Genomic DNA, 26902 nt, shown 5'->3' with positions numbered 1-26902 from the left:
TGCTTGTTTCCGGCACCCGTGGTGAAATACTCAGAGTGACCGAAATACTTCTTTAACCATGTGACCGAGCGTCGTCCGGATGAGTGCAGCGAGCCCCAAGGCGCCGGACAAGGCCCCGGAACCCTCCATGGAGGAGATCCTGGCGTCCATCCGCCGGATCATCGCCGACGACCAGAACGCCAAGGCGGAGGTGGTCGCGCCGGTACGCTCTCCCCCGCCGCTGCCGGAGAACGACGACGTGCTCGACCTCGCCGAGGTCGCACAGCCGCGCAAGCCCCAGCCCGCTCCCATCGAGGAACCGGAGATCGACTTCGCCGAGAGCGGCCAGATCGATTTCGATTCGATCTCCTTCGACGACGACGAGCCCGAACCGGAGCCCCTGCCGCCGCCACCGGTGGTGCGTCAGCCCGAGCCGCCCCGCGCCGCCCCCCGCCCCGAGCCGGTGGAGGCCCCGCGCGAGAGCCTGAAGCAGCGCCTCGTGTCCGACATCACCGATGCCAGCGTCGGCCATGCGTTCCAGCTTCTCGCCGGTACGAGGGTGAGCCAGAATGCCCGGACCATCGAGGACATGGTGCAGGACATGCTCCGGCCGATGCTGCAATCCTGGCTCGACGACAACCTGCCGGGCATGGTCGAACGCCTCGTCCGCGCCGAGATCGAGCGCGTGGCGCGGGGCCGCTGACCGCCCTGCGATGTTGACGCGGGGGGCGTGACGGGGTGAAAGCGGGCCAACACGCGGGCTGACACCCGCCCCGCACGAACTGGCCCGACGCAAGCCCATGATGGACAAGACCTTCGATCCCGCCGCCGTCGAGGCGCGCATCGCGTCCGCCTGGGAGGCGGGTGACGCCTTCAAGGCCGGCCGGCCCGAGCGCGCGGACGCCCGGCCCTTCACCATGGTGATCCCGCCGCCGAACGTCACCGGCAGCTTGCATATGGGCCACGCCCTCAACAACACCCTGCAGGACATCCTCTGCCGGTTCGAGCGCATGCGCGGGCGCGACGTGCTGTGGCAGCCGGGCACGGACCATGCGGGCATCGCGACCCAGATGGTGGTGGAGCGCCGCCTCGCCGAGGCGAAGGAGCCGGGCCGGCGCGAGCTCGGCCGCGAGGCCTTCGTCGAGAAGGTCTGGGCATGGAAAGCGGAGTCCGGCGGGGCCATCGTCAACCAGTTGAAGCGCCTGGGCGCCTCCTGCGACTGGACGCGCGAGCGCTTCACCATGGGCCTGTCCGGCCAGCCCGACGACCAGATGGTCCGGGCCGTGACGAAAACGTTCGTCGATCTCCACGCGCAGGGGCTGATCTACCGCGACAAGCGGCTCGTGAACTGGGATCCGAAGTTCCAGACCGCAATCTCGGATCTCGAAGTGCTGCAGGTCGAGGTGAAGGGCCATCTCTGGCACTTCGATTATCCGATCGTCGACGAGGCCGGAAACGAGACCGGCGCGGTCATCACGGTGGCCACCACCCGGCCCGAGACCATGCTGGGCGACACGGCGGTGGCGGTCCATCCGGACGACGAGCGCTACACCCATCTCGTCGGCAAGTACGTGCGGCTGCCGCTGGTCGGCCGCCTCATCCCCATCGTCGCCGACACCTATTCGGACCCGGAGAAGGGCACGGGTGCCGTCAAGATCACGCCCGCGCACGACTTCAACGATTTCGAGGTGGGCAAGCGGGCCGGCTGCACGCCGATTAACATCATGGATCCGGAAGCGCGCATAACCCTCGACGGGAATGCGGCTTTCCTGAAGGACTCGAACCCGGAGCCGGAGGCCCTGGCCCTGCACGGCCTCGACCGGTTCGAGGCGAGGAAGCGCGTCGTCGCCCTGATGGAGGCGCGCGAGCGGCTGCGACTCACCGAGCCCAACACCCATGCGGTGCCGCATGGCGACCGTTCGAACGTCGTCATCGAGCCCTACCTCACGGACCAATGGTACGTGAACGTGAAGCCCCTGGCCGAGCGCGCCCTCCAGGCGGTACGCGACGGGCAGACCAGGTTCGTTCCGGAGAATTACGAGCGGACCTTCTTCCAGTGGCTGGAGAACATCGAGCCCTGGTGCATCTCGCGCCAACTCTGGTGGGGCCACCAGATCCCGGTCTGGTACGACGACGAGGGCGGCATCTTCGTGGCCTCCAGCGAGGTCGAGGCGCAGGCACAGGCCGATGCGAAGCACGGACGCGCCGTTGCTCTGCGCCGTGACGAGGATGTCCTCGACACGTGGTTCTCCTCCGCCCTGTGGCCGTTCTCGACGCTGGGCTGGCCCGATGCGACGCCGGAGCTCGACCGCTACTATCCGACCGACACCCTGGTCACCGGCAAGGACATCATCTTCTTCTGGGTCGCCCGGATGATGATGCTCGGCCTCCACGTCACCGACCGGGTGCCGTTCGCCACGGTCTATCTCCACACCCTGGTGCGCGACGCGTCGGGCGCCAAGATGTCGAAGTCGAAGGGCAACGTCGTCGATCCCCTCGGCCTCATCGACCAGTACGGCGCCGATGCCCTCCGTTTCACCCTGGCCGCCATGGCCGCGCAGGGCAGGGACATCAAGCTCGCGGTGAACCGCGTCGAGGGCTACCGCAACTTCGCGACCAAGCTCTGGAACGCCTCGCGCTTCGCCGAGATGAACGGCTGCGTGCTCCGCGCCGATTACCGCCCGGAAGACGCCACCGAGACCCTGAACCGCTGGGCCCTGGGCGAGGCCGCGCGCGCCGTGGCCGAGGTGACGGCGGCACTCGACGCCTATCGCTTCAACGATGCGGCGGCGGCCGCCTACCGCTTCGTCTGGAACATCTTTTGTGATTGGTATCTCGAACTGGCCAAGCCGGTGCTTCAGGGCGAGAGCGTGGAAGCCGGCCTCAAGGCCGAGACGCAGGCCACGGTGGCGTTCCTGATCGACCAGATCGCCAAGCTGCTGCACCCGTTCATGCCGTTCCTCACCGAGGAGCTCTGGGCGATCAAGGGCGAGGGCATCGCCGAGCGTGGGCTCCTGGCCCTGGCGCCCTGGCCCGACCTGTCGGGGCTGGCGGATGCTCGGGCCGAAGCCGAGATCGGCTGGGTGGTGGACCTCGTCTCCGAGATCCGCTCCGCCCGCTCGGAGACCAACGTGCCGGCCGGCGCCCAGATTCCCCTGGTCATCGTCGGCGCCGACGAAGCCCTGCGGGCGCGGGCAACGCAGTGGCAGGACACGCTCCTGCGCCTCGCCCGCCTGTCGGACATTTCCTTCGCCGAGACTGCGCCGAAGAACGCGGTCCAGCTGCTGGTGCGCGGTTCGGTGGCGGCGCTGCCCCTGGAGGGCATCGTCGACCTCAAGGCCGAGGTCGCCCGCCTGAACAAGGAGGCGGTGAAGGCGGCCTCCGAAATCGGGAAGATCGAGGCCAAGCTCGGCAATGCCGATTTCCTCGCCCGCGCGCCCGACGAGGTGGTGGACGAGCAGCGCGAGCGCCGCGACGCGGAAGCCGCACGGCTTGAGAAGATCCGGGAAGCCCTGGCGCGGTTGTCCGACGCGTGATCCTGCGCCGGCTGGGCCAGGGCCTCGCCGGCCTGTTGGCCCTCCTCGTCCTCGCCGCGATCGTCACGGCGAGGCCCGGCGACCCCGCTCTCTATCCCGCCCCCGACGACGACTCAGAAAAAATCGAACTCGTCAGCCACGGCTGGCATTCGGGTCTCGTGATCCCGCGCGAGGCCCTCACCGGGGAGGGCGCCGGCACGGCGCTCCGCCACATCGCCACCCGCTTCCGGGCCTATCCGGGGATCGAGTTCGGCTGGGGCGAGGCCCGCTTCTACCGGGCGACGCCGACCCTGGCGCAGTTCGACCTGCGCCTCGCCCTCGAAGCCCTGTTCACCCCCGGCGGCCGCGAGGGCGTCGTCCAGGTGGTGGGCCTCGAAGACGATACCCGCACGAGCTTCCCGCATTCGGACATCGTCCCCATCCGGGTCTCGAAGGCCGGCCTCGCCCGTCTGCTCGCCCGCCTCGACGCGAGCTTCCGCCTCGACGACAACCTCCCCATCGAGGGTGGCCCCGGCCTCTACGGGCCGAGCCTGTTCTACGAAGGGCAGGGCCGCTTCAGCGCCGCCAACGTCTGCAACCACTGGGCCGCCCGCCTCCTCAACGCCGCCGGCCTGCCGATCACGCCGGTCCTCGACACGCACCCGGCGGGATTGTTGCTGGATCTGAGATGGCGCGCGGGGGCGAGGGCGCTCCCTCCTCCCAACCTGTCCAAACCGTAATCTCGGCGACACGGGCGGGTCAGGCTGAGGTCTCTACACAGTGGGTCATGGCCCCGCTCAGCGGGGACACGACCTTTCCGGAGAGCCCAGTCCATGATCTCGTCCACCTCTCGCCTGCGCCGCAACGCCCTCGCCTCCGTCGCCGCCATCGCCCTGGTGGCGACCGGCGCGGCCGGCGTCGGCCTGACCCAGCCCTCCACCCCGGCCTATGCCCAGGCCCTGTCCAAGAACCCCATCGACGTGCCGGACCATCCGCCCGGCTCCTTCGCCAGCGTGGTCGACAAGGTGAAGCCCGGCGTGGTCGCCGTGAAGGTGAAGCTCGACGACAGCGCCGGCATGGACGACGATGACGGCCCCGGGCAGGGCCAGGGCCAGCAGGTTCCGCCGCAGCTGCGCGAGTTCTTCAAGCGCTTCGGCCAGGGCGGCCCGGGGCAGGGCCAGGGCCAGGGCTTCGGCGGTCCCTCGCCCAAGCGTCAGGGCCAGCGCGGCGCCATGGGCTCGGGCTTCATCATCTCGGCCGACGGCTACGTCGTCACCAACAACCACGTGGTCGACAAGGCCAAGACCGTGCAGGTCACGCTCGACGACAACCGCACCCTCGACGCCAAGGTCATCGGCAAGGACCCGAAGACCGACCTCGCGCTGCTCAAGATCACCGAAGGTGGCACTTTCCCCTATGTCTCGCTGGGCAAGACCGCGCCCCGCGTCGGCGATTGGGTGGTGGCCATCGGCAACCCGTTCGGCCTCGGCGGCACGGTGACCGCCGGCATCGTCTCGGCCCGTGGCCGCGACATCGGCGCCGGCCCCTATGACGACTTCCTCCAGATCGACGCGCCCATCAACAAGGGTAATTCCGGCGGCCCGACCTTCAATGTCGGCGGCGAGGTGGTGGGCGTGAACACCGCCATCGCCTCCCCCTCGGGCGGCAGCGTGGGTCTCGCTTTCGCGATTCCCGCCGAGACCGTGCAGGCGGTGGTCGATCAGCTCCGAGCGGACGGCAAGGTGGCCCGCGGCTATCTGGGCGTCCAGGTCCAGCCGGTGACGAAGGACATCGCCGACGGCCTCGGCCTCGACAAGGCCAAGGGCGCCCTCGTGGACCACGCCGAACCCGGCACACCGGCGGCCAAGGCCGGCCTCAAATCCGGCGACGTGATCGAATCGGTCAACGGCGCGTCGGTGAACGATGCCCGCGAATTGTCCCGCCGCATCGCCGGCCTGAAGCCCGGCGCCAAGGTGGAGCTCGCCTATCTGCGGGCTGGCAAGTCCGACACCGCCACGGTTGAGCTCGGCGCCCTGCCGAACGACCCGAAGGCGGGCAACGACAACCGCAGCAGCTCGACGAGCGACGGCCAGCCGCGCCTGGGCCTCAGCCTCGCCCCGGCCGCGCAGGTCGGTGCCGGCGACGAGGGCGTCGCGGTGATGGATGTCGACCCCGACGGCCCCGCCGCGGCCAAGGGCATCGAGCAGGGCGACATCATCCTCGATGTGGCCGGCTCCAGCGTCTCGAAGCCCTCGGAGATCGCCGAGCGCATCAAGGCGGCCGAGGCCAGCGGCCGCAAGGCGGTGCTGATGCGGGTCAAGAGCACCAAGGGCGTGACCCGCTTCGTCGCCGTGGCCCTCAACAAGGCCGGCTGAACACCCGCTCGGCGGCCCGACGGTGACAAGTCCGGCCGCCTCGCAGACTACCTTTCCATCAGCGCCGGCCCGTTCGTTCGGGCCGGCGCTTCGCGTGACGGCATCCAAGGCCGACGGGACCGAATCTTGCTTCGAGCGCCGGGGTGCCTTCGCGCACGCCGAGGCCGGATCCTGTCGCAATCCAGAGACATGACGGAGCGAGGCTGCGGGTCTCCTGATGCGAGCACGGAGGGGGGAGAATCCGATGCAGGTTCTGAAGCGGATGTTGATGGCCGGCCTGCCGCTTGCGGCCCTCGCCTCGACGATGGCGGCGACAGGGCCTGCCCGCGCCAAGTCCGTGGCGGCGAAACCGGTCTGGGCCACGGGCACCTTCGTCTTCGCGGATCTCTGCACGGCCACCGAGAGCGGCGAGCGGGCAGGGCGGCGGATCACGCTCAGGCGCTCTCCCACCGGCGACGTCCTGGTCTACGAGACCGCATCCCAGTCGGCGCAGGCCGAGAGCCTCACCCTCGACGACGACACCAAGACCTTGTCGTTCCTGGTCGGCGGCGAACGGGGCCATGTCGCGTTCCGTGGAACGCTGGCGACGGATGCGCTGGTGGGCACGGTGGAAGACGAGACGGGCGCCTATCCGTTACGACTGCGCCGGGTCCTCCGCTCGCACGCCCACGAGGCCTGTCCCCCGGATGTGACGGGATCGATCGGAACGCGACGCTGAGATCGTTGGGCTCGAGCGGCGGCCTGCTTTAGGATCGGGCCCATGAAAGCCCGATCCCTCCCATCCATCGCCTGCCTCCTGACCGCCATCCTCCTGTCCTCGGCACCGGATCCGGCGAGGGCGACGGAATCCTGCGACCGGCTCACCGCGCGGATGATCCGGGCCACCGGGGCGTCGCTCGCCGGGCGCGAGGCGTCGCTCGCCGTGTTCCGCGCCGAGGATGCCGATCGCATGAGCCTCGATTGCCGGGCGCCGGCGCGGATGGCGTTCGGGTCGCGCGACCATGAGCCGGCCGGCGCCTATTTCGTCCTGATCGGGCTGGCGGCGGAAGGGCTGACCGGCGCGAAGGCCGGCATGGTCGAGATCCTGGCCCGCACGCTTCATCGGGATTCCCGCCTCACGGGAATGCCGCAGGCGGGACGGGCAGGGAATGCGGCCCTGCGATGCGAGACGAGCGGGCAGGGGCTCGCCGACGCGCTCGGCCTTGGCGGCCCGGCGCCGGACATCACGCGCTGCATGCTCACCCGGCATCGTCGGGCGGTCCTTCGCCGTCGCGCCGGCCTTTTCGACGGGGCCCAGTCGGGCTAGACCGGGCGCCATGTCCGAACCCGCTCGCTCACCCGCCGGTCCCGTCGTGATGGCGGGGTCCACCGCCTTCGCCAACCATCTGCCCTTCGCGCTCATCGCCGGCCCGTGCCAGCTCGAGAGCCGCGACCACGCCATCGAGATCGCCGACGCGCTCAAGGGCATGACCGACCGCCTCGGGATCGGCCTCGTGTTCAAGGGCTCGTTCGACAAGGCCAACCGGACCTCGGGCTCCACCGCGCGCGGTCTCGGCCTCGCCGGGGCGCTGCCGATCTTCGCCGAGATCAAGGAGCGCTTCGGTCTTCCCGTCCTCACCGACGTCCATGAGGTGGCCCAGTGCGCGCCGGCGGCGGAGGTCATCGACATCCTCCAGATCCCGGCCTTCCTGTGCCGGCAGACCGACCTGCTCCTGGCGGCCGCCGCCACGGGCCGCGTGGTGAACGTGAAGAAGGGCCAGTTCCTCGCCCCCTGGGACATGGCACACGTGGCCGCCAAGGTGACGAATGCCGGCAACCCGAACGTCCTCGTCACCGAGCGCGGCGCCTCCTTCGGCTACAATACGCTGGTCTCCGACATGCGCAGCCTGCCGATCATGGCACAGGTCACGCACGGTGCCCCCGTCGTGTTCGACGCGACCCATTCGGTGCAGCAGCCGGGCGGGCAGGGTGCCACCTCCGGCGGGCAGCGCGAGTTCGTGGCGGTGCTGGCCCGCGCCGCCGTGGCGGTGGGGGTCGCCGGCCTGTTCATCGAGACCCATCCCGATCCGGATCATGCTCCGTCGGACGGCCCCAACATGGTTCCTCTCCGGGCGATGCCGGCGTTACTGGAGACCTTGCAGGCTTTCGATCGCCTGGCGAAGTCCAGCCGCTGACCGAGACTCGTCACCTGGACTCGTTCGTACGGCCATGACAATGGAACCAACCCGTCTTCATCCCGTTGTCATCACTTGAATGTGACAACGATTTGAGGAGCCCCATGCGCAAGTTCGCACTGATCACGGCCGTCACCCTTTCCCTCGGCGCCATGGCTGCCGGAACGGCGGCGGAAGCCCGCCCCGGACACGGTCATGGCTATGGTCGCGGCGGCCATGGTGGTTACGCCCACGGTGGCTACGGCCATCGCGGTTATGGACATCGTGGGTATGGCAACCGCGGTTACGCCTACGGTGGTGGCCATCGTCGTGGCATCGGAACCGGTGCCGCAGTCGGCCTGGGCATCGCGGGCCTGGCAGCCGGCGCCATCGCGGCCGGAGCCGCGCGGGATTCCTATTACAACAACGGTTATGGCCGCCCGGCTTATGGTCGGCCCGCCTACGGCTACGGCTACTGAGCCGACACACCCGAAACCTCGTGCGAGAAGGGCGGCCGGTTTTTACCGGCCGTCTTTTTTTGTGTTCCGATCCCGGCCGCAGGGCCGGGTGGTTGCGGGATGGGCCGCACGGTTGCATGGAGGCCCCGTTTCGAACAGGTGGGGACCCGCGCAATGCCGATCATCGCAGCCGTCTTTGGCGCCCTCGTCGCCGGACTGGTCTATTGGATCAAGTACGGAAACGGGATGGAGCATATCGACAACGCAGTGCGAGACTGGCGCGGCACCCGCCGCCGGATGGCGAGCGAACGGCAGATCCGCTCCGCACCCCTGCGCTCCCTCCGCCATCCCGCCGATGCGGCCGGCGTCCTGATGGAAATGGTCGCCCGTCTCCGTGGCGTACCGACGCCCGAGCAGGAGACCGTCATCACGGCGCAGATGCGCGGCATCGTGGAGGCCGGGGACGACCTCGATGCCCGGATGGTGTTCGTCCGCCACGCCGCCGCGCAGGCTCCCGATACGACGCTGGCCATCAAGGTCCTGGCGCCAATCCTGCACGATGCCCTGAGTTTCGCGGAGCGAGACCATTTCGCCGACATGCTCCGGACGGTCGCGGAGGTCCATCAAGGTCCCACCGAGGCACAGGAACGCCTGATCGACGAGATCGTCCGCGCCGTCGCCGAAGATCGGTGAGGCAGGATGCGGCTTCGCCGAGGCTCAGCCGCGGCCGCGATAGGGCGCGATCCCCTGGTCCGGCAGCCAGATGGCTTTCGGCGGCTCGCCGGTCTGCCAGAACACGTCGATGGGGATGCCGCCGCGCGCGTTCCAGTAGCCGCCGATGCGGAAGTACCGGGGCTTGAGCAGGTCGACGAGGGTGAGGCCGATGCCCACGGTGCAATCCTCGTGGAAGGCGCCGTGATTGCGGAACGCGCCGAGATAGAGCTTCAGCGATTTCGATTCCACGAGCCAGAGGTCGGGCACGTAGTCGATCATCAGGATGCCGAAATCGGGCTGGCCGGTGACCGGGCAGATCGATGTGAATTCCGGCGCGGTGAAACGCGCCAGGTAATCGGTCTTGGGATGCGGATTCGGCACCCGGTCCAGGCGCGCCGCCTCCGGAGAGGCGGGCAGGGGGGTGGCCTGGCCGAGTTGCAGGCCGTCGGAGGAGGGGGGCGGGCTGGTCATGTCCGCCGCTATAGCGCACCGGTCGCGGCAAGGGAACGTGTCGGCTCGATTCCCCGTATGAAATCAATGGCGTAGACGCGGCCGGCGAAGTCCGGCCCTTCGCCCGCCGCATGGCCTCGCGGGATGGCCCGAACGGACCGCTTCAGAAATTCTCGCGCGCTCCGCAAAGATTTGTCACGGTCCGAAGCCCTCCGCGCACAGGGGGACGCTTGCCGGAGGCGGCGTGTTGACGGATAAGCCTGCCCTGGATCAGACCGGTTCCGCTGGCTCATCCCTCGGTCGAGGGGTTCCCGCGGGATCATGACGGCTCGGGCGAGCGCCCGCCGCACCACATCTTGAGAGCTAGGGGCACGCATGACCGCGATCACCAACATCGCCGCCCGCGAGATCCTCGACAGCCGGGGCAACCCGACCATCGAGGTGGACGTCCTGCTGGAGGACGGCTCCTTCGGCCGTGCCGCCGTGCCGTCGGGCGCCTCCACCGGCGCCCACGAGGCGATGGAACTGCGCGACGGCGACAAGGGACGCTACGGCGGCAAGGGCGTGCGCAAGGCGGTGGCCGCGGTCCGCGGCGACATCCTCGACGCCATCGGCGGCATGGATGCCGAGGACCAGATCGCCGTCGACGAGGCGATGATCGAGCTCGACGGCACCCCCAACAAGGCGCGGCTGGGCGCCAACGCCATCCTCGGCGTCTCGCTCGCCGTGGCCAAGGCCGCCGCCGAGACCGCCGGCCTGCCGCTCTACCGCTACGTCGGCGGAACCCAGGGGCGGGTGCTGCCGGTGCCGATGATGAACATCATCAACGGCGGCGCGCATGCCGACAACCCGATCGACTTCCAAGAATTCATGATCATGCCGGTGGGCGCCTCCTCGCTCGCCGAGGCGGTGCGCATGGGCGCCGAGGTGTTCCACACCCTCAAGGGCGCGCTCAAGAAGGCCGGCCACAACACCAATGTCGGCGACGAGGGCGGTTTCGCCCCCAACCTCCCCTCGGCCGAGGCCGGGCTCGACTTCGTGATGGAATCGATCCAGGCGGCCGGCTTCAAGCCCGGCACCGACATCGTGCTGGCGCTGGACTGCGCCGCCACGGAGTTCTTCAAGGACGGCGCCTACCATTACGAGGGCGAGGGCCAGACCCGCTCGATCGAGGCCCAGGTCGGTTACCTCGCCAAGCTCGTGGATTCCTACCCGATCCTGTCCATCGAGGACGGCATGTCCGAGGACGACTGGGCCGGCTGGAAGCTCCTGACCGAGAAGGTCGGCAACCGCTGCCAGCTCGTGGGCGACGACCTGTTCGTCACCAACGTCACCCGCCTGTCGCGCGGCATCGCGGAGAACACCGCCAACTCGATCCTGGTGAAGGTCAACCAGATCGGCACCCTCACCGAGACGCTGGCCGCCGTCGATATGGCGCAGCGCGCCGGCTACACCGCCGTGATGTCGCATCGTTCGGGCGAGACCGAGGATTCCACCATCGCGGATCTCGCCGTCGCCACCAATTGCGGACAGATCAAGACCGGCTCGCTCGCCCGCTCGGACAGATTGGCCAAGTACAACCAGCTCATCCGCATCGAGGAAGGCCTCGGCGCGCAGGGTCGCTACGCCGGCAAGGCCGCGCTCAAGGCCTTCGCCGCCCGCTGACCCGCGGGGGGCGTCCCGAAACACGGGTGCCTCTCCGTCATCACATGGAAAGACGGCCACACCTCCGCTTCCATCGAGGCTGTGGCCGTTTCGCGTGTATCGGCGTTGTCCCCGGACACGGTCTTCCTCTCTGGAGCCGATGATGAGGGACGGTACCGCCCACCATGACCCCACCCGCCGCACTGACCGTCTATTACGACGGGGCCTGTCCGCTCTGTTCCGCCGAGATCCGGACCTACCGGCGTAGCCGCGGGGCCGAACGCCTCGCCTTCGTCGACGTCAGCGGCGACGACGCCCCCGCCACGCTCGGCCCCGATCTCAGCCGCGAAGCCGCGCGGGCGCGTTTCCACGTCCGGGACGATCAGGGCCGCCTCGCCTCCGGGGCGTCGGGCTTCATCCGGCTCTGGCGCGAGTTGCCCGGCTGGGGCTGGCTCGCGACCCTCGCGAGTCTGCCCGGCATGCCGATCCTGGCCGAGGCCGCCTATCGCGGGTTCCTGCCCCTGCGCCCTCATCTCGCCAGGCTGTTCTCCCGCTTCTCGGGGACCTCCTGCGACACCGCCTGCCGCCCACCCAAGGCGTGATACCGGGCCATCCGCCGGGTCCCAGTGAGCGCACCTCTTCTCACGGGGATGCGATGACCGCTCGGCGCGATCCGGCGTTATAGCCGGGGGCCGGAGCGCGAGGCCCATCGATGCAGAACCCCTTCCAGGCCTTCCTGCTGCGCCCGCGGCTTCTCGGGGCGATCGTGTTCGCGGTGGTGCTGTCGGTGGCCCTGCCCTTCGCCTCGATCTGGACGCGCCTCCTCGTCGGCTGGTGCGTCGGCGTCGTCGTCTACACCGCCCTGGTGATCTGGCGGACCTCGTCCCTGTCGCAGGACGCCCTGCGCCGGGAGGCCTCGCGGCTCGACGACAGCGCTCCGGTGATCTCGCTCTTCGCCATCCTGGCAGGGCTCGCGAGTTGCGGCGCCGTGGCGATGCTGGTGATCGGAGGGCGGGAGCCGGATGCGCCGCGCCTCGCCCACTTCACCCTGGCGGTCATGACGATGCTCTGCGCCTGGGTCTTCGTGCAGGTGATCTTCACCGTGCATTACACTCACCTCTACTACGGCGAGGTCGAGACGGGCCGGCACCGCGGCGGCTTGGATTTTCCGGGGAACGAGGATCCGGATTTCTGGGACTTCCTCTACTTCTCCGTCACCATCGGGGCGACGTCACAGACCTCGGATACCGACATCACCAGCAAGACCTTCCGCCGGATCGTGACGGCACAGACCGTCTACGCCTACCTCTTCAACACCAGCGTCCTGGCCCTGGCGGTGAACATGGCCGCAGGCTTCGCGCAGCATTGAACGCGGAGGAGGGGTCAGGCTCCCTTCGCCCGTCTCCCGACGAGATCGTCCTTCTCGGGCTCCGCCAGCACCATCGCCTCGCCGGTCTTGCCCTCGCCTTGCCGCGTGCGCCGACGGTCGCCGCTGCGCGTGAGCATGAGGTAGAGGGAGTGGGGATTGGTGAGACAGTATCGCCAGAACAGGCGCCGGGGTTCCTGCACCAGCCGCCAGAGCCATTCGAACCCGACCCGCTGGACCCAGGCCGGTGCCCGGCTGCGGCTTCCGGAGAGGAAGTTGAACAGGCCGCCCGAGGTCTTGATCAGGGCGACGTTGCGCAGGAGCGGACCGTGATCCCGCACGAAGGCCTGCTCGCGCGGTACCCCCAGGGCGATCCAGAGAATGTCCGGCGCCAGGGCGTCGATCTCCGCGATCTTGTCCGTCAGCGCGTCGCCCGCGAGGTAGCCGTGGTGATGACCGACGATGCGCAGCGCCGGATACAGGCGCTGCGTCGTCGCCACCGCCGCGCGGTTCTCGTCCTCCGTGGCGCCGTAGAGATAGAAGGTCAGGCCCTCCGCGGCGGCCTTGCGGGCGACCTCGTGATAGAGGTCGGTGGTGGCGACCCGCACGGGCAGGGCCCGGTCGCCGACGACGCGTGACAGCGTCACCATCGGCTGTCCGTCGGCACTGATGAGATCGGCCATGTCCACCAGCCGCGCGAACTCGGCATCCCGTGCGTGCCGCGACATCACCTCACCGTTGGCCGAGGTTAAATAGAGGGGCGTTCCGGGTCTCGGATGGAGGCGCACGGCCTCGGCCATCCTATCCACGGTCTCCTGCATTCCCAGAGCCGCGATCGACATCCCGCCGAGAAAGGTCACGGGAACCTGCCCGAGGACCGCCCGGGACGGCGTCGTCATCGTCCCCCTCCCACCAGGGCAGCGGCGCCCGAGACGCTGAACGATGTGGTCGAGGCGCGCTTCCCCGCGGGACGCTTGGCCGAGGCGGGATTGTCGAACGACGGTGTCACGGCCTGTTCCGGTTCGTGGGGCGGCTTGAGTTCGGCGCGGGATTCGGGCTCGGGACGGATATGGGATCTGACCGGACGTGCCGGCTCCACGGGACGTGCCGGCTCCGCTCGCGCTACGGGTTCGACGGCCGGCTTGCTATCCGCCTCCTTCGCTCCGCCGCGAAAGAAGGCCATGGGCGATCGCCGGGGTGTGGGGAGATCGGCCGCGCGGAAGGCGCGGGGGGTCGCGGGGTTTCGGCTGTCCCTGGGGGCACGCGGCGGGACCGGCGCCTCGACCGAACGGGTCCGCGGGGCCGGCTCGGGCATGCGGGTCGGCTCGGGAGCGTGCTTGGCCCGCGGCACTTCCCTGGCCGGCGGGGCCTCCTTGGCTTGCGTCTGCTCGGGAGCCCGCGCTGCCGCGAAGGCCCGGGCCGGCCTCGACACGCGCTCCGGCCGGCCGAAACGCGCCCAGTCGTCGAGCAGGGCGAGGAACGCGCCGAGGCCGAGGCCCGCCAGGAGGCCCATCACCATCAGCGTGCGCGCCGGCGGCGGGAAGCTGCGCATGATCGGCTTCGTCGCCGCGGAGACGACACGGGCATTGCCCATGTCGAGATAGGCCTGCTGGCCGGTCTCGCGCGAGCGGGTGAGGAAGGCCTCGTAGACCGAGCGGCTGGCCTCGGCCTCCCGCTCGAGCTCGCGCAGGCGGATGGAGGCCTGGGCGAGACCGACCGTGCGGCCCTTGGCCTGGTCAAAGTTCTTCTCCAGGGCCGATGCGGTGGCCCGCGCCTTGGCGAGGTCGGTCTGGGCCGCCTGGGCGAAGCGGGCGACCTCCTGGTCGATGGAGCGCCGCGCCTGGGCGACCTGCTTGACCATGGAGGTGACGGCGGGATGGCGTGGCCCGAGTTCGTTGGTGAGTTCGGCCTGTCGACGGGTGAGTTCCGCGTATTGGCCGCGCAGACCGGCCACGGTCTGCGAAGCGAGGACATCGTCCGTCGCCCCGGCATCCAGACCGGCGCGGGCGATGCGCTGGCTCTGCTCGACGCGGGCCTGCGCCTCTACGACACGCGCGCGGGCGGCGGCGAGTTGCGCGTTGATCTGCGTCAGTTGCTGATCGCTGACGAGGGCGTCGCGGGTGCCCACGAGCCCGGTCTCGGCCCGGTAGGCCTGAACCCGGTTCTCGGCGGCGTTGAGGGCGTTGCGCAACTCGCCGAGGCGCGCGGTGAGGCCGGAATTGGCGCGGTTGGCCGCCTCCGTCCGGCTGGCGGCATCCTCGGCGAGGTAGGCCGCCACGACGGCATTGGCGAGGCGGGCGGCCTTCGCCGCGTCCCGAGACCAGACCGAGACGTCGATCACGTAGGTCCGGCCCGTCCGGCGCACGGAGAGGCGCTGCTGCAGCAGGGCGATCGCCGCATTCGCGTCGCCCTCGGCATCCGGCGGCGCGTCCGGGCTCCCGAGGCCCAGGGCGGCGGCGATCTTCGACACCATTCCGCCGGACGCGCCCGCGAACTCGTCGTCCGTGGTGAGGCCGGTGGCATCGACGGCCCGGCGCAACACGCTGCTGGAGGTGATGAGGCGGGTCTGGCTCTCCACCACGCTCTGATAGGCGTTGGAATCCTGGCCGCCGGTGGTCAGCTCGCGGGAGACCAGGTTCAGGTCGCGCGGGTCGATGTAGATCTGCGCCTCGGCGGTGTAGCGCGGGGTCAGCATCTTTCCCACGGCGAGGCCGAGACCCGCCAGAACGAGGGCGCAGGCGAGGATCCAGACGATACGACGGCGCAGGGCCGAGAACACGCCTCCGACGGACAGGCGATACGCGCTCCGCTCCGGCTCGGCCGTACCAGGCCTGCCGGATGCCGGGGGATCGTCGTAGACCAACATCAATCGCCTCCCAACATCGCGTAATTTCGACGGAAAACGGGGTCCGGCGCGCACCGGGATTGCCGACTGGACGATCCCGTTTCCATCCGCTCCTGTCCCGAGCCGGCACACTTCGCGGAGTGCGCGGCGGAATGCACGAGGGAATAGCAACCGCGAGTCCAGATTAGATTAAATTCTCAGTCGACCATCAATGAATGCGTCACGACGCGAAACGATGATGAATCACGTCTTTACGCGGCCCGACCGAAACGGATGCGACGTCTTGACGACATGGTGTCGTCACCACGCCGGACGGGACGGAAAGCCCCCCGGATGCGGTCGGGATCACGGGTCGCGCGAGCCGCCCTCCGCGAGCCGCACCGAGACCTCGCTCGACGAACGGGATGCCTCCTCCATGGGGCACAGCTCCGCGGCGACACCACGCGCCCGCGCCATCCCTTGCGCGATCGAGACCACCGGAATGCCGCGCCGGCCGGCGGCCGCGAGGGTGGCCTCCAGCAGGCCGGGGGAGCAGCCATAGGGGCTCGCTCCCTCGGCGACGTCGTGACCGAAGAAGATGACCCAGCCGTTGCGGGCCACCGCCTCCTCCATCAGGCGGGCGAGGAGACCCGTGTCGAGGTAGCGGTCGAAGAGTGGGTTCGCGCGCAGGAAGTAGCGGTCGATGCGGCCGGTATTCACGCCCGGCATGATGCTGCGGCCCGACCCGTAGGTCCGGCTCAGCACGCGCTTTGCGGCCAGTGACGCATACCCGTAGGGAAAGGCGAAGTTCTCCAACGTCAGTCCGGGCAGGAGGGCGGCGAATGCGTCCCGGTTGCGCCCCATATCCGCGGCGAAGTCCCGCGCGTCGAGGGTGGGAACGAGGCTGTGGTCATGGGTGTGGCAGCCGATCTCGTGCCCGCGGCGATGGATCTCCGCCAAGGCCTCGACCCCGGCGACCCGCCAATGCTCGGTGGCGGTGCCGAGGAGGGTGCGGGAGACGTAGAACGTGCCCTTGGCGCCATGGGCGTCGAGGAGGGCGGCCCCTGTGCTGCAGGCCGTGTCCGGCACGTCGTCGAAGGTGATGCTCACCATCGGGCCGGACAGGCGGGGGAGCGCGGGCGCGGTCGGGACATGCCGCGACAGACGATGCGAGAGCCGCGCCCGCAGCGAGAGCCGGGCCTTGAGTTCGGTCGCGTCGCGATCGAGGATGGCGTCGGGGGTCATTGCGGCGTCGGATGCCCGGACCGCTTTCGCAGCACGAGATGATCGTCTCCGCGCCTCGGGTTGATGCGCCGTCCCGCCGCGAGGTTGGCCGGCCGAGGACGGCGCACCCGCGTCTCCGCGCCGAACCCGGCCTCGCCGGCCGGCATCTCCGTATCGTGGTGGAGATCGCCCAACGCGACCTGTCGCGCCATCGTGGCTGTGTCGTCCCGTGCCATGGCCTGCATGCGTCGTCTCTATTCCGTCTTGATGGGGCGAGACGGGAGCGAGGACTTCTGCGGGAGCATGGGAGGGGATCCGCCTTCCGGTAAAGTGCGTCGACCGTGCTCTCGCACATGACACGGCAAATCTTACTTTTCCAAGTACCGGGCGCGCGGAAACGTATTCGCACGCGTGCCGATCGTCTCCGTCCTTAATTCCCCCGCGAGCGCCCGGCCTCGGCAAGTCTAGGCGCGGGGGGGCCGCCTCATGCCGCTTCCGTCCGCCGATCGGGGCGCTCCGCTCCATCCCCGGCACGGAACGCGTCGAGACTCGCACGGATGGTGGCGAGCGGCGTCGATCCGAAGGACTGGATGCAGAAGGCCCGCTCCGTCGGGGTGGCGGCGTCCAGCATCGCGAGGATGTCGGCCCCGCTCAGGGCATCGTCGTCCCAATGGGTCCGGCAGAAGCTCTGCGCCGTCACCGCGTGCCGCTCCATGGCCCAGGGCGTGTTGGCGACGAAGGTGCCGTAGATCATGTATTCGGAGAAATGACGGTCCCGGCACAGGGCGGCGACCCAGCCATGGCCGGTCACCGCCTCGATCCGGTCGGTCATCGCGCGCGCCGTCGCCTGGTCCCAGATGATGATCTGGTCGATGTAATCGTCGGCGGGCACACTCTGGGGCTTGGTGCCGAGGAGCCGGCTCGCGGTGCCGATCCATTGGATGTGGCGCGGCCGGTTGGCCACGACGCCGCCGGGATGGACGTGGAACGGCGTCGGATTGGGCTCGGCCAGCGCGGCGAGGTCGAAGTCCCGGAAGAAGCAGACGTCGGAATCGATCAGGCAGTAGCGCGCCTCCGGCAGCCTGCGCGTGGCCTCGATCTTGACGATCTGCTGGATGTGCCAGCCGCTGACCGGCTTACCGAACGGCGTGAGCCAGTAGCGGAGCCGGCGCCGACGCAGGAACGGGATCGGCTTGATCCACCAGGGCAGGAACTGCGACTGCGGCAGGATCCGCCGGTCGGGACGTGCAAAGCGCGCGAACAACGCCACGTCCCTCTCGTCGACGAGGACGTAATGGCAGCCGCGCGACGCCGCGTGCCGATCGATGCTCTCGAACAGCAGGGCGCATCGTTCCAGATCGCCCCGGTGGCTGAGTGTGATCAGGCCCACCGTCTCGGCCCGATCCTGCTCGGCCCGGTCCTGCCCCGCGGATGCGAAGGCACGGTCTCCGGTCTCGGCCTTCATGCCCATCTCCTTCGATCCGCCGCCCCTCATCGGGGGGACCCTGCGCCGGGAAGGGTGAAGGATTCCGTCATCGGAGGGCGCCTGTCTCGGGGTGTCGCGATCACGGTGCCGTGTTCCGCCATAAAAGCCCGTAGAGGGTCAGGAAGGAGAACGCGTAGATCGCGACATAGATCGCGTTCAGCCACAGACTCCACTGCGCCGGGTCGGGAAAAGCCGTGAGGAGCAGGACGAAGGCCAGCGCCTTGAAGGCGATGAGGGCGGTGGTGACGCCCGCGCGCACCCCCAGTCGGCCGAAGGCGAAGAACAGTTCGCCCTGAAATTCGAGGAGATTGCGCACCGCCGGCACGGCGACGATGACGGTGAGCATGCCGTAGGCCGCCGAGACGTTCGGGCCGAGAAGGTCGGGCCGGATGTAGAGGACGGCGACCATGAAGACGAGGGCGCCCGTCGAGACGCAAGCCACCATCGCCTCCACCTTCAGGCATTCGCGCAAGGACGCGCGGGTGGCGCGGCCGGCCTGGATGAGCTTGCGCGAATACATCATGAACATCGGCCGCAGCGGCACGCCGGTGAGATCGATGAGTCGCATCGAGATGGCGTAGATGCCCGCCATGCGCTCGCCGGCCAGCGTCAGGACGATGAGCTTGTCGATCTCGCCCTGGGCCAGGAACATGAAGTAGGAGGCGGCGTAGAGGAGCCCGTCGCGCAGCCGGCCCTTGAGCAGCACCGCGCGGAACCGCATCCGCGTGCGCGGATGGAAGAGAAAGGCGAGGACGGTCACCGAGACCGCGTTGCCGACGAGATAGTAGAGCGCCCAGGTCTCGGCATCGCCACCGCCCGCGGCCCAGAACGCCACGGCGGCGGCGGCGCGAAATCCCACCGGAAGCGACACCACGGTGGCCGCGGCGGCGTAGCGGCCGAGTCCGTTGTTGACCTGTACGAGGAGCTCGATCTGGCGCCACAGCGCCACCTCGACCACGATGATCGCGAGATAGCCGGGCAGGGCGATCACGTTGCGGAACAGCAGGACGTAGAGGGCCAGCGAGAGGCCGAGCATGATCGGCAAGGCGAGCCCGAAACAGGCATAGTAGACGGCGAGATATCCGCCCATCGACGAGCGCCGGCCGGCGGCAGAGCGCATCACGAAGGATTGGAAGCCGAAGCCCGCCAGACAGCCGATCATCACGCCCGCCGCCGAGACGGAGGCGAAGACGCCCATCTCCGCGAGGCTCAGCGTGTTGGCGAGAACCAGGAAGTAGATCATCTGGAGCGCGAGGCGCCCGCCGGCGCCGGCCAGGAGCTGGCCGTAGCCGATCAGCACGGTGCGGTGGGTCGACCATGCGCCGGCCACGAGGCGCAACGGCGCGAGGCGTAGGCTCCCGAGGCGGCGTCCCGCGCCGGGTGTCGGATTTCGGGACGATTGGGCGGTCATGGCCGATGCATCCGCAGAGCCCGTGCCACGAAACGGGGCAGGAGGAGGGCCGGCCTCGCCCGAGGCGGGCGGGTCGGAACGAGGCGCCGTCGAGTTCTGGCGCTAAGGTGCATGGTTCGATCGCCGGGCGGCGGACGGCATGCCGCACCGATCGAACGTATCGGGACGTCTATTATCTCATGTGCGGACCCGAACTTGCAAAATCCTTCGCCATGCCCCGGCGGAGTGTGCCGTTTTGGACGTTTCCCACCCGTCGCGAGGTTTCGGCATGAGACAGGGCTTTCCCCATCGCCGGTCCATCCTCAAGGGAGCCCTGGGCGGCGTGCTTGGCGCGGGAGGCATCCTGCACGACCGTCCGGTCCTCGCCGCTCCGCGAAAGACGATCCCGTTCGGCGCCGCCGTCCGGGGGGACGCGCTCATGGCGGATGCCGGCTACGGTGCCGCCCTCGCGGAGAGGTGCCGCCTGCTGGTGCCGGAGGGCGCCCTGAAATGGCCGGTCCTGCGGCCGAACCGGGAGACGTTCGATTTCGGCGACGCCGACCGGATCGCCACCTTCGCCCGCCGCAACGGGCTCGGCCTGCGCGGCCATACCCTGGCCTGGTATGGCGGAATGCCGGCCTGGGCGGAGGCGATCACCAGCCGGGTCGAGGCGGAATGGGTGCTGACCGGCCATATCGAGACTGTGGTGTCCCGCTATCGCGGCTTCATCGGTTCGTGGGACGTGGTGAACGAGCCGATGCCCGACGATCCGGCCTCGCCGCAGGACCTGCGCTCCTTCGTCTGGACGAAGACTCTCGGGGCAGAATACATCCCGATCGCCTTCAAGGCCGCCCACGCGGCCGATCCCGCGGCCCGGCTCGTCCTCAACGAATACGACATCGAGTATGTCGGCCCGCGCTTCGCCATGCGGCGCGCCGGCATCCTCGCCATCGCGCGCTCCCTTCTCGACCGGGGCATCCCGATCCACGCCATCGGCCTGCAAGCGCACCTGTTCGCCGACCGGGAGATCGACCGGGACGGCCTTCAGGGCTTCCTGCGGGAGATCGCGGCGATGAAGCTCGACGTCCTGATCACCGAGCTCGACGTGATCGATGTCGGCCTGCCGACGGACGTCGCCATCCGCGACGAGATCATCGCGCGGAAAGCGGCCGACTTCCTCCGGATCGTGGATGAGGTGATACCACCGAGCGAGGTCCTTACCTGGGGTATTACGGATCGTTATACCTGGGTCCCGATATACTTCACCCGTCCCGACGGCACGGCGAACCGGCCGCTCCCCCTGGATTCCGATCTGAGGCCCAAGCCGCTGATGAATGTGATTGAGCGCTTCACCGGAAGCGCGTCGTAATGGCGCGCGCCAATCCTTTCGACGCGGTGGTCTGCGTCCCGACCTTCAAACGGCCGGAGCACCTCGTCCAGACCCTCGCCTCCCTGGCGCGCCAGCGGACCGGCCTCCGCTTCGCCGTCGTGGTGGTGGACAACGACGGCGCGTCGCAGGCCGGCTTGGCGGCCGCCGAAGCGGTGTTCGCGAAGGGACCGCTCCAGGGCCAATGCGTGGTCGAGCAGCGCCAGGGCAATTGCTCGGCGATCAACCGTGCCTTCACCACTGCCCTCGCGGCCTATCCCGACACCCGTTATTTCCTGATGATCGACGACGACGAGCTGGCACAGCCCGACTGGCTGGAGCGCATGGTGGCCACGGCGCAACGCACGGGAGCCGGCATCGTCGGCGGCCCGGTGATCCCCCGCTTCCAACCGGGAACACGGCCCGGCCTCGACACCCACCCCGCCTTCGCCCCCGCCTATGACAAGAGCGGGCCGGTTCCGATGATCTACGGCAGCGGCAATTGCCTGATCACGCGGCGCACCTTCGCGCTGATGGGAGCTCCGCCCTTCGACACGAGCTACAATTTCCTCGGCGGCGGCGACACCGACTTCTTCACCCGTGCCCGCCGCTCCGGCGTGACCTTCTACTGGGAGGCGGATGCGGTCATCACCGAGACGGTGCCTCTCGCCCGCACGCGGACGGGATGGCTCGCCGCACGCGGCCTGCGGATCGGCGCCATCAATTACCGGATCGAGCGCAAGCATGCGCAGGGCAGTCTGGGCCTCGTGACCCTGGCCGGCAAATCCTTCGCCATCTTCGGGGTCTCGTTCGGACGTGCCATCCTCAATCTGGTGCGGACACGGGAACCCACCATCGCCCTGCACCCGATCCTCGTGGCCCTCGGACGCTGCTTCGCGGCCCTGGGCATCGAGCCGCAGCCCTACCGCGCCAGCACTCCGCGCCTGCGGACGCGCGGAAAATGAGGGAGGCGGGTCGATGAAGACGGGGGCGATCGGAGTGCCGGCATCGGAGGCCGCGCCCGGCGGATGGCGCCGCCTGCAGGCGGTACTCGCGGACACGCCCGCCATCCTCATCGCGCGCAAGGTGCTCTTCCTCGCTGTCCTGCTGCTCAGCTGGATCTCGCTCAAACCGTTCCAGGATCTCAGCAATCCGGACGTCCTGGAACTCGCCACGGGGCGGGAGGGGCTCACCTATGCGAGCTTCGGCCTGTTCGCGCTGCTGTGCCTCGCCCTGACGCTCCCGGCTCACGCCAAAGCCTTGCGCGGCTTCGCCTCGCCCTGGTTCCTGGCGCTCGGAGCCTGGCTCGCCGTGAACGTCGTGCTGTCGCAGGATCCCGTGACGTCGGCCAAGCGCCTGACCCTCGCGGGCTCCGTGATGCTGGCAGCCGCCTGCCTGCCCCTGCTGGCGCGGTCGAGGACCGATCTGCGCAACCTCCTCGCCATCGCCTCCTTGCTGCTGCTGGGCGCCTGCTATCTCGGCATGCTGCTCGTACCGGACCTCGCCATCCATCAGGCGAAGGACGTGGGGGAGCCCATGCTCGCGGGCAATTGGCGCGGCGTGTTCGGCCATAAGAACAGTGCGGCGGCGGTCATGGCCATGCTGGTCTTCATCGGCATCGCCGTGGCGCGTTCGGGGCTCGCGACGGTGGGCCTCGTCATCGTCGCCCTGTCGGTGCTGTTCCTCCTCGGCTCGGAAGGCAAGAGCGCGACGGCGCTCCTGGTGGCGGTGCTGGCGATCACGGGGCTGTTCGGCGTCATCCGTTCGTTCGCGGGCCGAATCCTCCTCACTCTGGTTCCGCTCTTCACGATCAACCTGTTCAGCGTCGGTACGGTGGTGAGCGAGCCCCTCGCCGCCGTCGTGCGGGCTCTGCCCGTGGATTCCACCTTCACCGGTCGGACCGATGTGTGGCAGTTCGCCATCGCGGCCCTCACGGCGCGTCCGCTCACCGGCTACGGCTTCTCGGCATTCTGGAACAACGTCACCGTGCGCGCGGCGTCCGATGACGGGTCGAGCTGGGCCGGATACGCCTCGCACAGCCACAACAGCTATCTCGACACCGCCGTCACCCTGGGACTGCCCGGCCTCGTTCTCGTTCTTGCGATCTTCGTCGCCGCCCCCCTGCGGGACGTGATGAGGATCGAGGCGAACGGCCGGGCCGACCCGCTGGTGACGATGTTCGTGCAGGTCTGGCTGTTCGGCCTGCTGCTCTCCTGCATGGAGAGCTTCTTCTTCGATGGAGGAGACCCGGTCTGGGTCACCTTCCTGATCTCCGTCTTCGGTCTGCGCTACCTCGCCCGTTTCCGCAGCGCGTGAGACGCCCCACGTTCGGGATGGCGCCCTCAGAACTCGATGATTCCGACGGCCCAGCCGCCGAGGGTCATCAGCAGGCCGCACCAGAGCACGGTCGCCACGCAGCCGACGACCAGCCCGCCGACCGCCCAGTGTCCGGACCAGCCGGACCTGCTCGTTTCCGGAACGCCGCTTGGGTCAGATTGGGTCATGACGCGTCTCCTTGCCCTTCGAACGCTGCGAAAGGGCAAGGTTCGCACCCCGGACCGTCAGCCGAGGGCATCCCTCAGGCTGCTGGCGGCATCGGCGAACCAGACCCGGCGATCGAGGGCGGGGGGCAGAGTCGGCCGTGCCGACGCGGCCAGGGCGAGATCGGCATAGGCCTCCGGTCCGGCGCCGCCCGGGGCGAGGACGATGGCCCCGCCGGACAGGAGCGCACGGAAGCGCGGATGGTGATCGAACTCGTCCGCGCGGGCCGGCTCGGTGACGATGACCGGGCGTCCGGCCTGGACGCAGGCCAGGATGCTGGCGCGGCGCGCGGTGAGCCCCTCGGGGAGGACGTAGACGAAGGCATCGACCTCGTCGAACAGGCCGAACAGCTCCTCCGGCGAGGCGACGTAGCCGGAGACCACGACGGTCTCGGCGAGGCCGAGCGCCGCGACCTTGGCCCGGAAAATCTCCTCGATCCCGTCCGAGGCGCGGATGAACGAACCGATGAAGACGACGAGCGGGTCGGCGCCGCGGGCCTTCAGGCTGGCGGCGATGTCGAGGATCGCCTCCGGCTGCTTGCCCGGATAGATCGAGCCGAAATGACCGACCACGAGACGGCCCTGCTCGCGGGCGGCGCGCATCCGCTCGGACAGGGCGCTCGGCACGCTGATTTCGGGCCGCGTGATGTTCGGGGGCAGGGGCATCATCACCGCCCGCCGGGCGAGACAGCCGATCACCGGATCGGCGGCGAGCTCCTCCCGGACCTGGGGCGACAGGAGGACGATCGTGTCCGCGAGGAGGAGAAGCGGCCTCAGCACGAGACGGCGCAGGCGGTGCAGGCTGCCCCATTCGTGCAGGATCGCGACCCGTCGCCGGCCTCGCAGGAGCGCGATGGCGAAAGCGGAAGGCGGCCCGGAGAACGCCCGCTTCCAGGCGACCACGGGCAGGTTGGCGACGACCGCGCGGCTCTTCCCCACGGCGCGCCAGATCTGGCCGAGCGGCACGCGGCCCGGCGCGAGCACGAGGGTCTCCTGAGGCTGTCCCTGAAGCCCGAGCGCCTCCACCAGCTGGCCCGCGAAATCGCCGACGCCGCAGGGCGGATGCCCCGTTCCCATGAGATGGAGGCAAGGGGAGGGTGCCTTCGTGTCTCCCGGTCCAGGGCGTTGCGTCATGCGGCGAGATTCCGGAAGAATATGTGGCCGGGGGGCTAAGCAGGTTCGGCAAAAGCAGTCACCGGTTTTGCGTTCCAAAACCTGCGACACTTCAAAGGCCTAAGCGAGGTGAAGCGTTGGCTTGCCGATGCGAACCTGCTTAGCAGACCGTCGCTTGCGAAAGGCTTTCGCCCGAACGACCTCGAACCGGCGAGCCTTCGACCGTCTGCCCTCCCCACGGGGTCCCGTGCCTGTTTGGTCCGCGTCAGGCAGATCGCGGAGGCAGGAGACGCCGCCCCGGCCCGCATCATGCCATGCCCGTGAGACCGATGTCGCCCGACCTGCTAAGCTGACACGGTCATGATCGCGCTTTCGCCCCCGCCGGCAACCGTTGCGCCCGATGCCGATGCACTGTTCCGGCTCCTCGCCGGCATACTCTCGGAGGATGACCGGGTCGTCATCGCGCGGGCCGATTACGGGCAGAATGCCGACGCGCACCTCGCCGCCCTCCGGACCTTGATCCGGGACGGCACGCTCGCGCGCCTTTCGTGGTGGCCGCGGGAGGTGCTGGAACTCACGCGCTGGGATGAGCCGGCCCATGAGGCCGCTGAGGTAAAACGGCACTGGCGGCGCGCCTTCGCCTGCGCGGCGCTCCTCCGGGCGATGGGCGAGCCGGACAACCGGGATCTGGACGGGCAGAGCCAGACGCTGGCCAGCCTGCTCGACAGCCTTCACGCTCTGGGTCGGCTTCCGCGATCCCGCGCGGAGAACGCCGTCGTGGAGAAGCTGGACGACGCGGGAACGGCGTTCCTCGCCTGGCTGACACCCCGCCTCGTCGCCGACGAGGGGACGGAACTGCCGTTCTATGGGCTCGGCCTGTTGTGGTGCGCGCTCGGGACCGATGCGTCGGATGCGGACCTCGTGTCCCTCGCCGATTGGGTGATGGCGGCCGAGGCGGCAGTCACGCGCCAGCGCCCCACCAACGGACCGTCCACCCACCGGTGGCTCCTCGACACGACGCCCTACGACCAACGCCACCATCTCTGGCGCGCGATGGGGGACAGGCTGCCCGACCGGCTGGCCCCCCGGCATGGAGCCGGGTTGTCCTCCGCCGTCCGCAGGATCGCGGCCATGCTCGTCGGCGGGGAGGGGCCGGCATCGCCCCCGGCAGGATCCGCAGTGCCATGACGACGTATTCACGCGGCCCGCGCGGAAATCCTGTCCCGGCGGCACCGCGAATGCAAAGATTCCATCTCAGTCGGATATGATGTCCGGAAATGGATCGCCCCTGTCCCGCAGGGGGACCGACCCACCTCGTCTGAAGAGCAGCGGGACACGATACGGATTGACCGTAGCCATGAACGACCCGATCTTCACCTCCTGGGACGAAACTCACAGCGCCCTCTGGGGCCACCAGCCCCTGCGGCTCCAGCATCGGCTGCACCAATCCCCCCTGTTCTCGCGGGAGGCCCTGGCCGACCTGATCGACACCTATCCGCGCGACCGGTACAGCCTCGTCCATATGGGTGCGCCCGGTCAGCGCAAGTTCTGGCGCGAGGGCGAAACCGGGGGACTTCCCGGTGCGCAGGTGATCGAGTCCATCGCCCAGGGGCGGATGTGGCTCAACCTGCGCAATGTCGAGACCGTCGACCGGCGCTACCGCGACACGCTCGACGCCATGTTCGAGGAGCTGGCCCGGCGCGTTCCCGGCTTCTCGCCGGCGAAATCCACCTGCGGCATCCTGATCTCGTCGCCCAACGCCCAGGTCTATTATCATGCCGACCTGCCGGGGCAGCACCTGTGGCAGATCATCGGCGCCAAGCGGGTCTACGTCTATCCCTCGACCCCGCCCTTCGTGACGCCGAGGCATCTCGAGGACATCGCCCTGTTCGATGTGGAGGTCGATATGCCCTACGCCCCCTGGTACGACGCCCATGCCCAGGTGATGGAGCTGTCGCCCGGCCAGATGCTGAGCTGGCCCCTCAACGCGCCGCACCGGGTCGAGAACCTCGACTGCCTCAACGTGTCGATGACGGTCTCCTTCGTGGACGAACCGATCCGCCGCAAGCAGATCGTCAACCTCGCCAACGGCATGCTGCGCCATCGCTTCGGCCGCGAACCGGCGAGCCACGCCATCACCGGGCCGGGCTACTGGTCGAAGGCGGTGATGCAGAAGCTGCTGCGTGACGGCGCCTGGGTGAAGAAGGAGCGCGCGGCCCGCCGCGCCGTCGATTTCCGCCTCGATGCGGCCCGTCCGGGCCAGATCCTCGAACTCTCCGCTCCGGCGTGAGCGGGACGGCGCTCC

Annotated in this window: 26 protein-coding genes; 17 read left to right on the top strand and 9 right to left on the bottom strand. The window is 69.2% G+C overall.

What is annotated here, in order from left to right:
* The first annotated feature begins 79 nt into the window (after window positions 1-79).
* The 9 genes from ASF08_RS04390 (at window position 80) to ASF08_RS04350 (ending at window position 9173) form a co-directional block, all read left to right on the top strand.
* Window positions 80-682 (top strand): PopZ family protein, encoded by a 603-nt coding sequence (locus ASF08_RS04390; RefSeq protein ID WP_198290817.1) that lies wholly within the window; start codon window positions 80-82, stop codon window positions 680-682.
* Between the two features lie 97 nt (window positions 683-779).
* Window positions 780-3515 (top strand): valine--tRNA ligase, encoded by a 2736-nt coding sequence (locus ASF08_RS04385; RefSeq protein ID WP_056141838.1) that lies wholly within the window; start codon window positions 780-782, stop codon window positions 3513-3515.
* Window positions 3512-4234: a DUF2459 domain-containing protein gene (locus ASF08_RS04380; protein WP_056141834.1), complete on the top strand. Its 723-nt coding sequence runs from the start codon at window positions 3512-3514 to the stop codon at window positions 4232-4234. Before ASF08_RS04385 ends, ASF08_RS04380 begins: the two co-directional genes overlap by 4 nt.
* A 93-nt stretch (window positions 4235-4327) precedes the next feature.
* Window positions 4328-5869 (top strand): Do family serine endopeptidase, encoded by a 1542-nt coding sequence (locus ASF08_RS04375; RefSeq protein WP_056141832.1) that lies wholly within the window; start codon window positions 4328-4330, stop codon window positions 5867-5869.
* A gap of 244 nt (window positions 5870-6113) precedes the next feature.
* Window positions 6114-6587, top strand: coding sequence for a hypothetical protein (locus ASF08_RS04370; RefSeq protein ID WP_056141829.1), 474 nt, complete (start codon window positions 6114-6116; stop codon window positions 6585-6587).
* Window positions 6588-6629: 42 nt separating this feature from the next.
* The gene (locus tag ASF08_RS04365) at window positions 6630-7175 is read left to right on the top strand and encodes a hypothetical protein (protein ID WP_056141826.1); all 546 of its coding nucleotides are present in this window, start codon (window positions 6630-6632) and stop codon (window positions 7173-7175) included.
* 10 nt (window positions 7176-7185) lie between these two features.
* Complete coding sequence (gene kdsA, locus ASF08_RS04360; protein ID WP_056141823.1) at window positions 7186-8043, top strand: 3-deoxy-8-phosphooctulonate synthase; 858 nt, start codon at window positions 7186-7188, stop codon at window positions 8041-8043.
* A gap of 104 nt (window positions 8044-8147) precedes the next feature.
* Window positions 8148-8501 (top strand): hypothetical protein, encoded by a 354-nt coding sequence (locus ASF08_RS04355; RefSeq protein WP_018043797.1) that lies wholly within the window; start codon window positions 8148-8150, stop codon window positions 8499-8501.
* Window positions 8502-8654: 153 nt separating this feature from the next.
* Window positions 8655-9173: a hypothetical protein gene (locus tag ASF08_RS04350; protein ID WP_056141820.1), complete on the top strand. Its 519-nt coding sequence runs from the start codon at window positions 8655-8657 to the stop codon at window positions 9171-9173.
* A gap of 24 nt (window positions 9174-9197) precedes the next feature.
* On the opposite strand, the gene queF is transcribed toward ASF08_RS04350, so the two are convergent.
* Window positions 9198-9665 (bottom strand): preQ(1) synthase, encoded by a 468-nt coding sequence (gene queF / locus ASF08_RS04345; RefSeq protein ID WP_018043795.1) that lies wholly within the window; start codon window positions 9663-9665, stop codon window positions 9198-9200.
* Between the two features lie 354 nt (window positions 9666-10019).
* On the opposite strand from queF, the gene eno reads away from it, so the two are divergent.
* The 3 genes from eno to ASF08_RS04330 all read left to right on the top strand — a co-directional run bounded on the left by eno (window position 10020) and on the right by ASF08_RS04330 (window position 12657).
* Entirely contained in the window at window positions 10020-11309 is a 1290-nt protein-coding gene (eno, locus tag ASF08_RS04340; RefSeq protein ID WP_056141819.1) for a phosphopyruvate hydratase, read from the top strand.
* A gap of 164 nt (window positions 11310-11473) precedes the next feature.
* Window positions 11474-11890, top strand: coding sequence for a thiol-disulfide oxidoreductase DCC family protein (locus ASF08_RS04335; protein ID WP_018043793.1), 417 nt, complete (start codon window positions 11474-11476; stop codon window positions 11888-11890).
* 110 nt (window positions 11891-12000) lie between these two features.
* Entirely contained in the window at window positions 12001-12657 is a 657-nt protein-coding gene (locus tag ASF08_RS04330; RefSeq protein ID WP_018043792.1) for a DUF1345 domain-containing protein, read from the top strand.
* Between the two features lie 14 nt (window positions 12658-12671).
* Here the strand turns inward: ASF08_RS04330 and ASF08_RS04325 are convergent, their stop codons facing one another.
* The 6 genes from ASF08_RS04325 to ASF08_RS04300 all read right to left on the bottom strand — a co-directional run bounded on the left by ASF08_RS04325 (window position 12672) and on the right by ASF08_RS04300 (window position 19599).
* Entirely contained in the window at window positions 12672-13553 is an 882-nt protein-coding gene (locus ASF08_RS04325) for a WecB/TagA/CpsF family glycosyltransferase (RefSeq protein WP_056141816.1), read from the bottom strand.
* The gene (locus ASF08_RS04320; RefSeq protein ID WP_056141813.1) at window positions 13550-15520 is read right to left on the bottom strand and encodes a GumC family protein; all 1971 of its coding nucleotides are present in this window, start codon (window positions 15518-15520) and stop codon (window positions 13550-13552) included. Before ASF08_RS04320 ends, ASF08_RS04325 begins: the two co-directional genes overlap by 4 nt.
* A gap of 324 nt (window positions 15521-15844) precedes the next feature.
* On the bottom strand, window positions 15845-16723 hold the full coding sequence (locus tag ASF08_RS04315) for a polysaccharide deacetylase family protein (protein WP_056141810.1): 879 nt from the start codon (window positions 16721-16723) through the stop codon (window positions 15845-15847).
* A complete protein-coding gene (locus ASF08_RS25285) occupies window positions 16720-16947 on the bottom strand; it encodes a hypothetical protein (protein ID WP_056141808.1) in 228 nt (75 codons plus the stop codon). The genes ASF08_RS04315 and ASF08_RS25285 overlap by 4 nt, the downstream gene beginning before the upstream one ends.
* 239 nt (window positions 16948-17186) lie before the next feature.
* Complete coding sequence (locus ASF08_RS04305) at window positions 17187-18167, bottom strand: DUF6492 family protein (RefSeq protein WP_244474453.1); 981 nt, start codon at window positions 18165-18167, stop codon at window positions 17187-17189.
* Between the two features lie 100 nt (window positions 18168-18267).
* On the bottom strand, window positions 18268-19599 hold the full coding sequence (locus ASF08_RS04300) for a lipopolysaccharide biosynthesis protein (protein WP_056141802.1): 1332 nt from the start codon (window positions 19597-19599) through the stop codon (window positions 18268-18270).
* A gap of 268 nt (window positions 19600-19867) precedes the next feature.
* Between ASF08_RS04300 and ASF08_RS04295 the strand changes: the two genes are divergently transcribed.
* The 3 genes from ASF08_RS04295 to ASF08_RS04285 are packed head-to-tail and all read left to right on the top strand — an operon-like array spanning window position 19868 to window position 23260.
* Complete coding sequence (locus tag ASF08_RS04295; protein ID WP_056141799.1) at window positions 19868-20947, top strand: endo-1,4-beta-xylanase; 1080 nt, start codon at window positions 19868-19870, stop codon at window positions 20945-20947.
* The gene (locus ASF08_RS04290) at window positions 20947-21909 is read left to right on the top strand and encodes a glycosyltransferase family 2 protein (RefSeq protein WP_056141795.1); all 963 of its coding nucleotides are present in this window, start codon (window positions 20947-20949) and stop codon (window positions 21907-21909) included. Before ASF08_RS04295 ends, ASF08_RS04290 begins: the two co-directional genes overlap by 1 nt.
* 13 nt (window positions 21910-21922) lie before the next feature.
* Window positions 21923-23260: an O-antigen ligase family protein gene (locus tag ASF08_RS04285; RefSeq protein WP_056141791.1), complete on the top strand. Its 1338-nt coding sequence runs from the start codon at window positions 21923-21925 to the stop codon at window positions 23258-23260.
* Between the two features lie 26 nt (window positions 23261-23286).
* Here ASF08_RS04285 and ASF08_RS24530 read toward each other — a convergent pair whose 3' ends face one another.
* Both ASF08_RS24530 and ASF08_RS04280 read right to left on the bottom strand, forming a co-directional pair.
* Window positions 23287-23448 (bottom strand): hypothetical protein, encoded by a 162-nt coding sequence (locus ASF08_RS24530; RefSeq protein WP_018043782.1) that lies wholly within the window; start codon window positions 23446-23448, stop codon window positions 23287-23289.
* Between the two features lie 57 nt (window positions 23449-23505).
* A complete protein-coding gene (locus ASF08_RS04280) occupies window positions 23506-24618 on the bottom strand; it encodes a hypothetical protein (protein WP_244474452.1) in 1113 nt (370 codons plus the stop codon).
* A gap of 339 nt (window positions 24619-24957) precedes the next feature.
* Here ASF08_RS04280 and ASF08_RS04275 point away from each other — a divergent pair, with 339 nt between their 5' ends.
* Both ASF08_RS04275 and ASF08_RS04270 read left to right on the top strand, forming a co-directional pair.
* Window positions 24958-25785, top strand: coding sequence for a hypothetical protein (locus ASF08_RS04275; protein WP_056141785.1), 828 nt, complete (start codon window positions 24958-24960; stop codon window positions 25783-25785).
* A gap of 169 nt (window positions 25786-25954) precedes the next feature.
* On the top strand, window positions 25955-26887 hold the full coding sequence (locus tag ASF08_RS04270; protein ID WP_056141782.1) for a hypothetical protein: 933 nt from the start codon (window positions 25955-25957) through the stop codon (window positions 26885-26887).
* Window positions 26888-26902 lie beyond the last annotated feature (15 nt).

This window comes from Methylobacterium sp. Leaf85, assembly GCF_001422125.1.
Lineage (GTDB): Bacteria > Pseudomonadota > Alphaproteobacteria > Rhizobiales > Beijerinckiaceae > Methylobacterium > Methylobacterium bullatum.
Note: the sequence above shows the minus strand (reverse complement) of the source record. Positions and strands in the feature narration are given on the sequence as shown.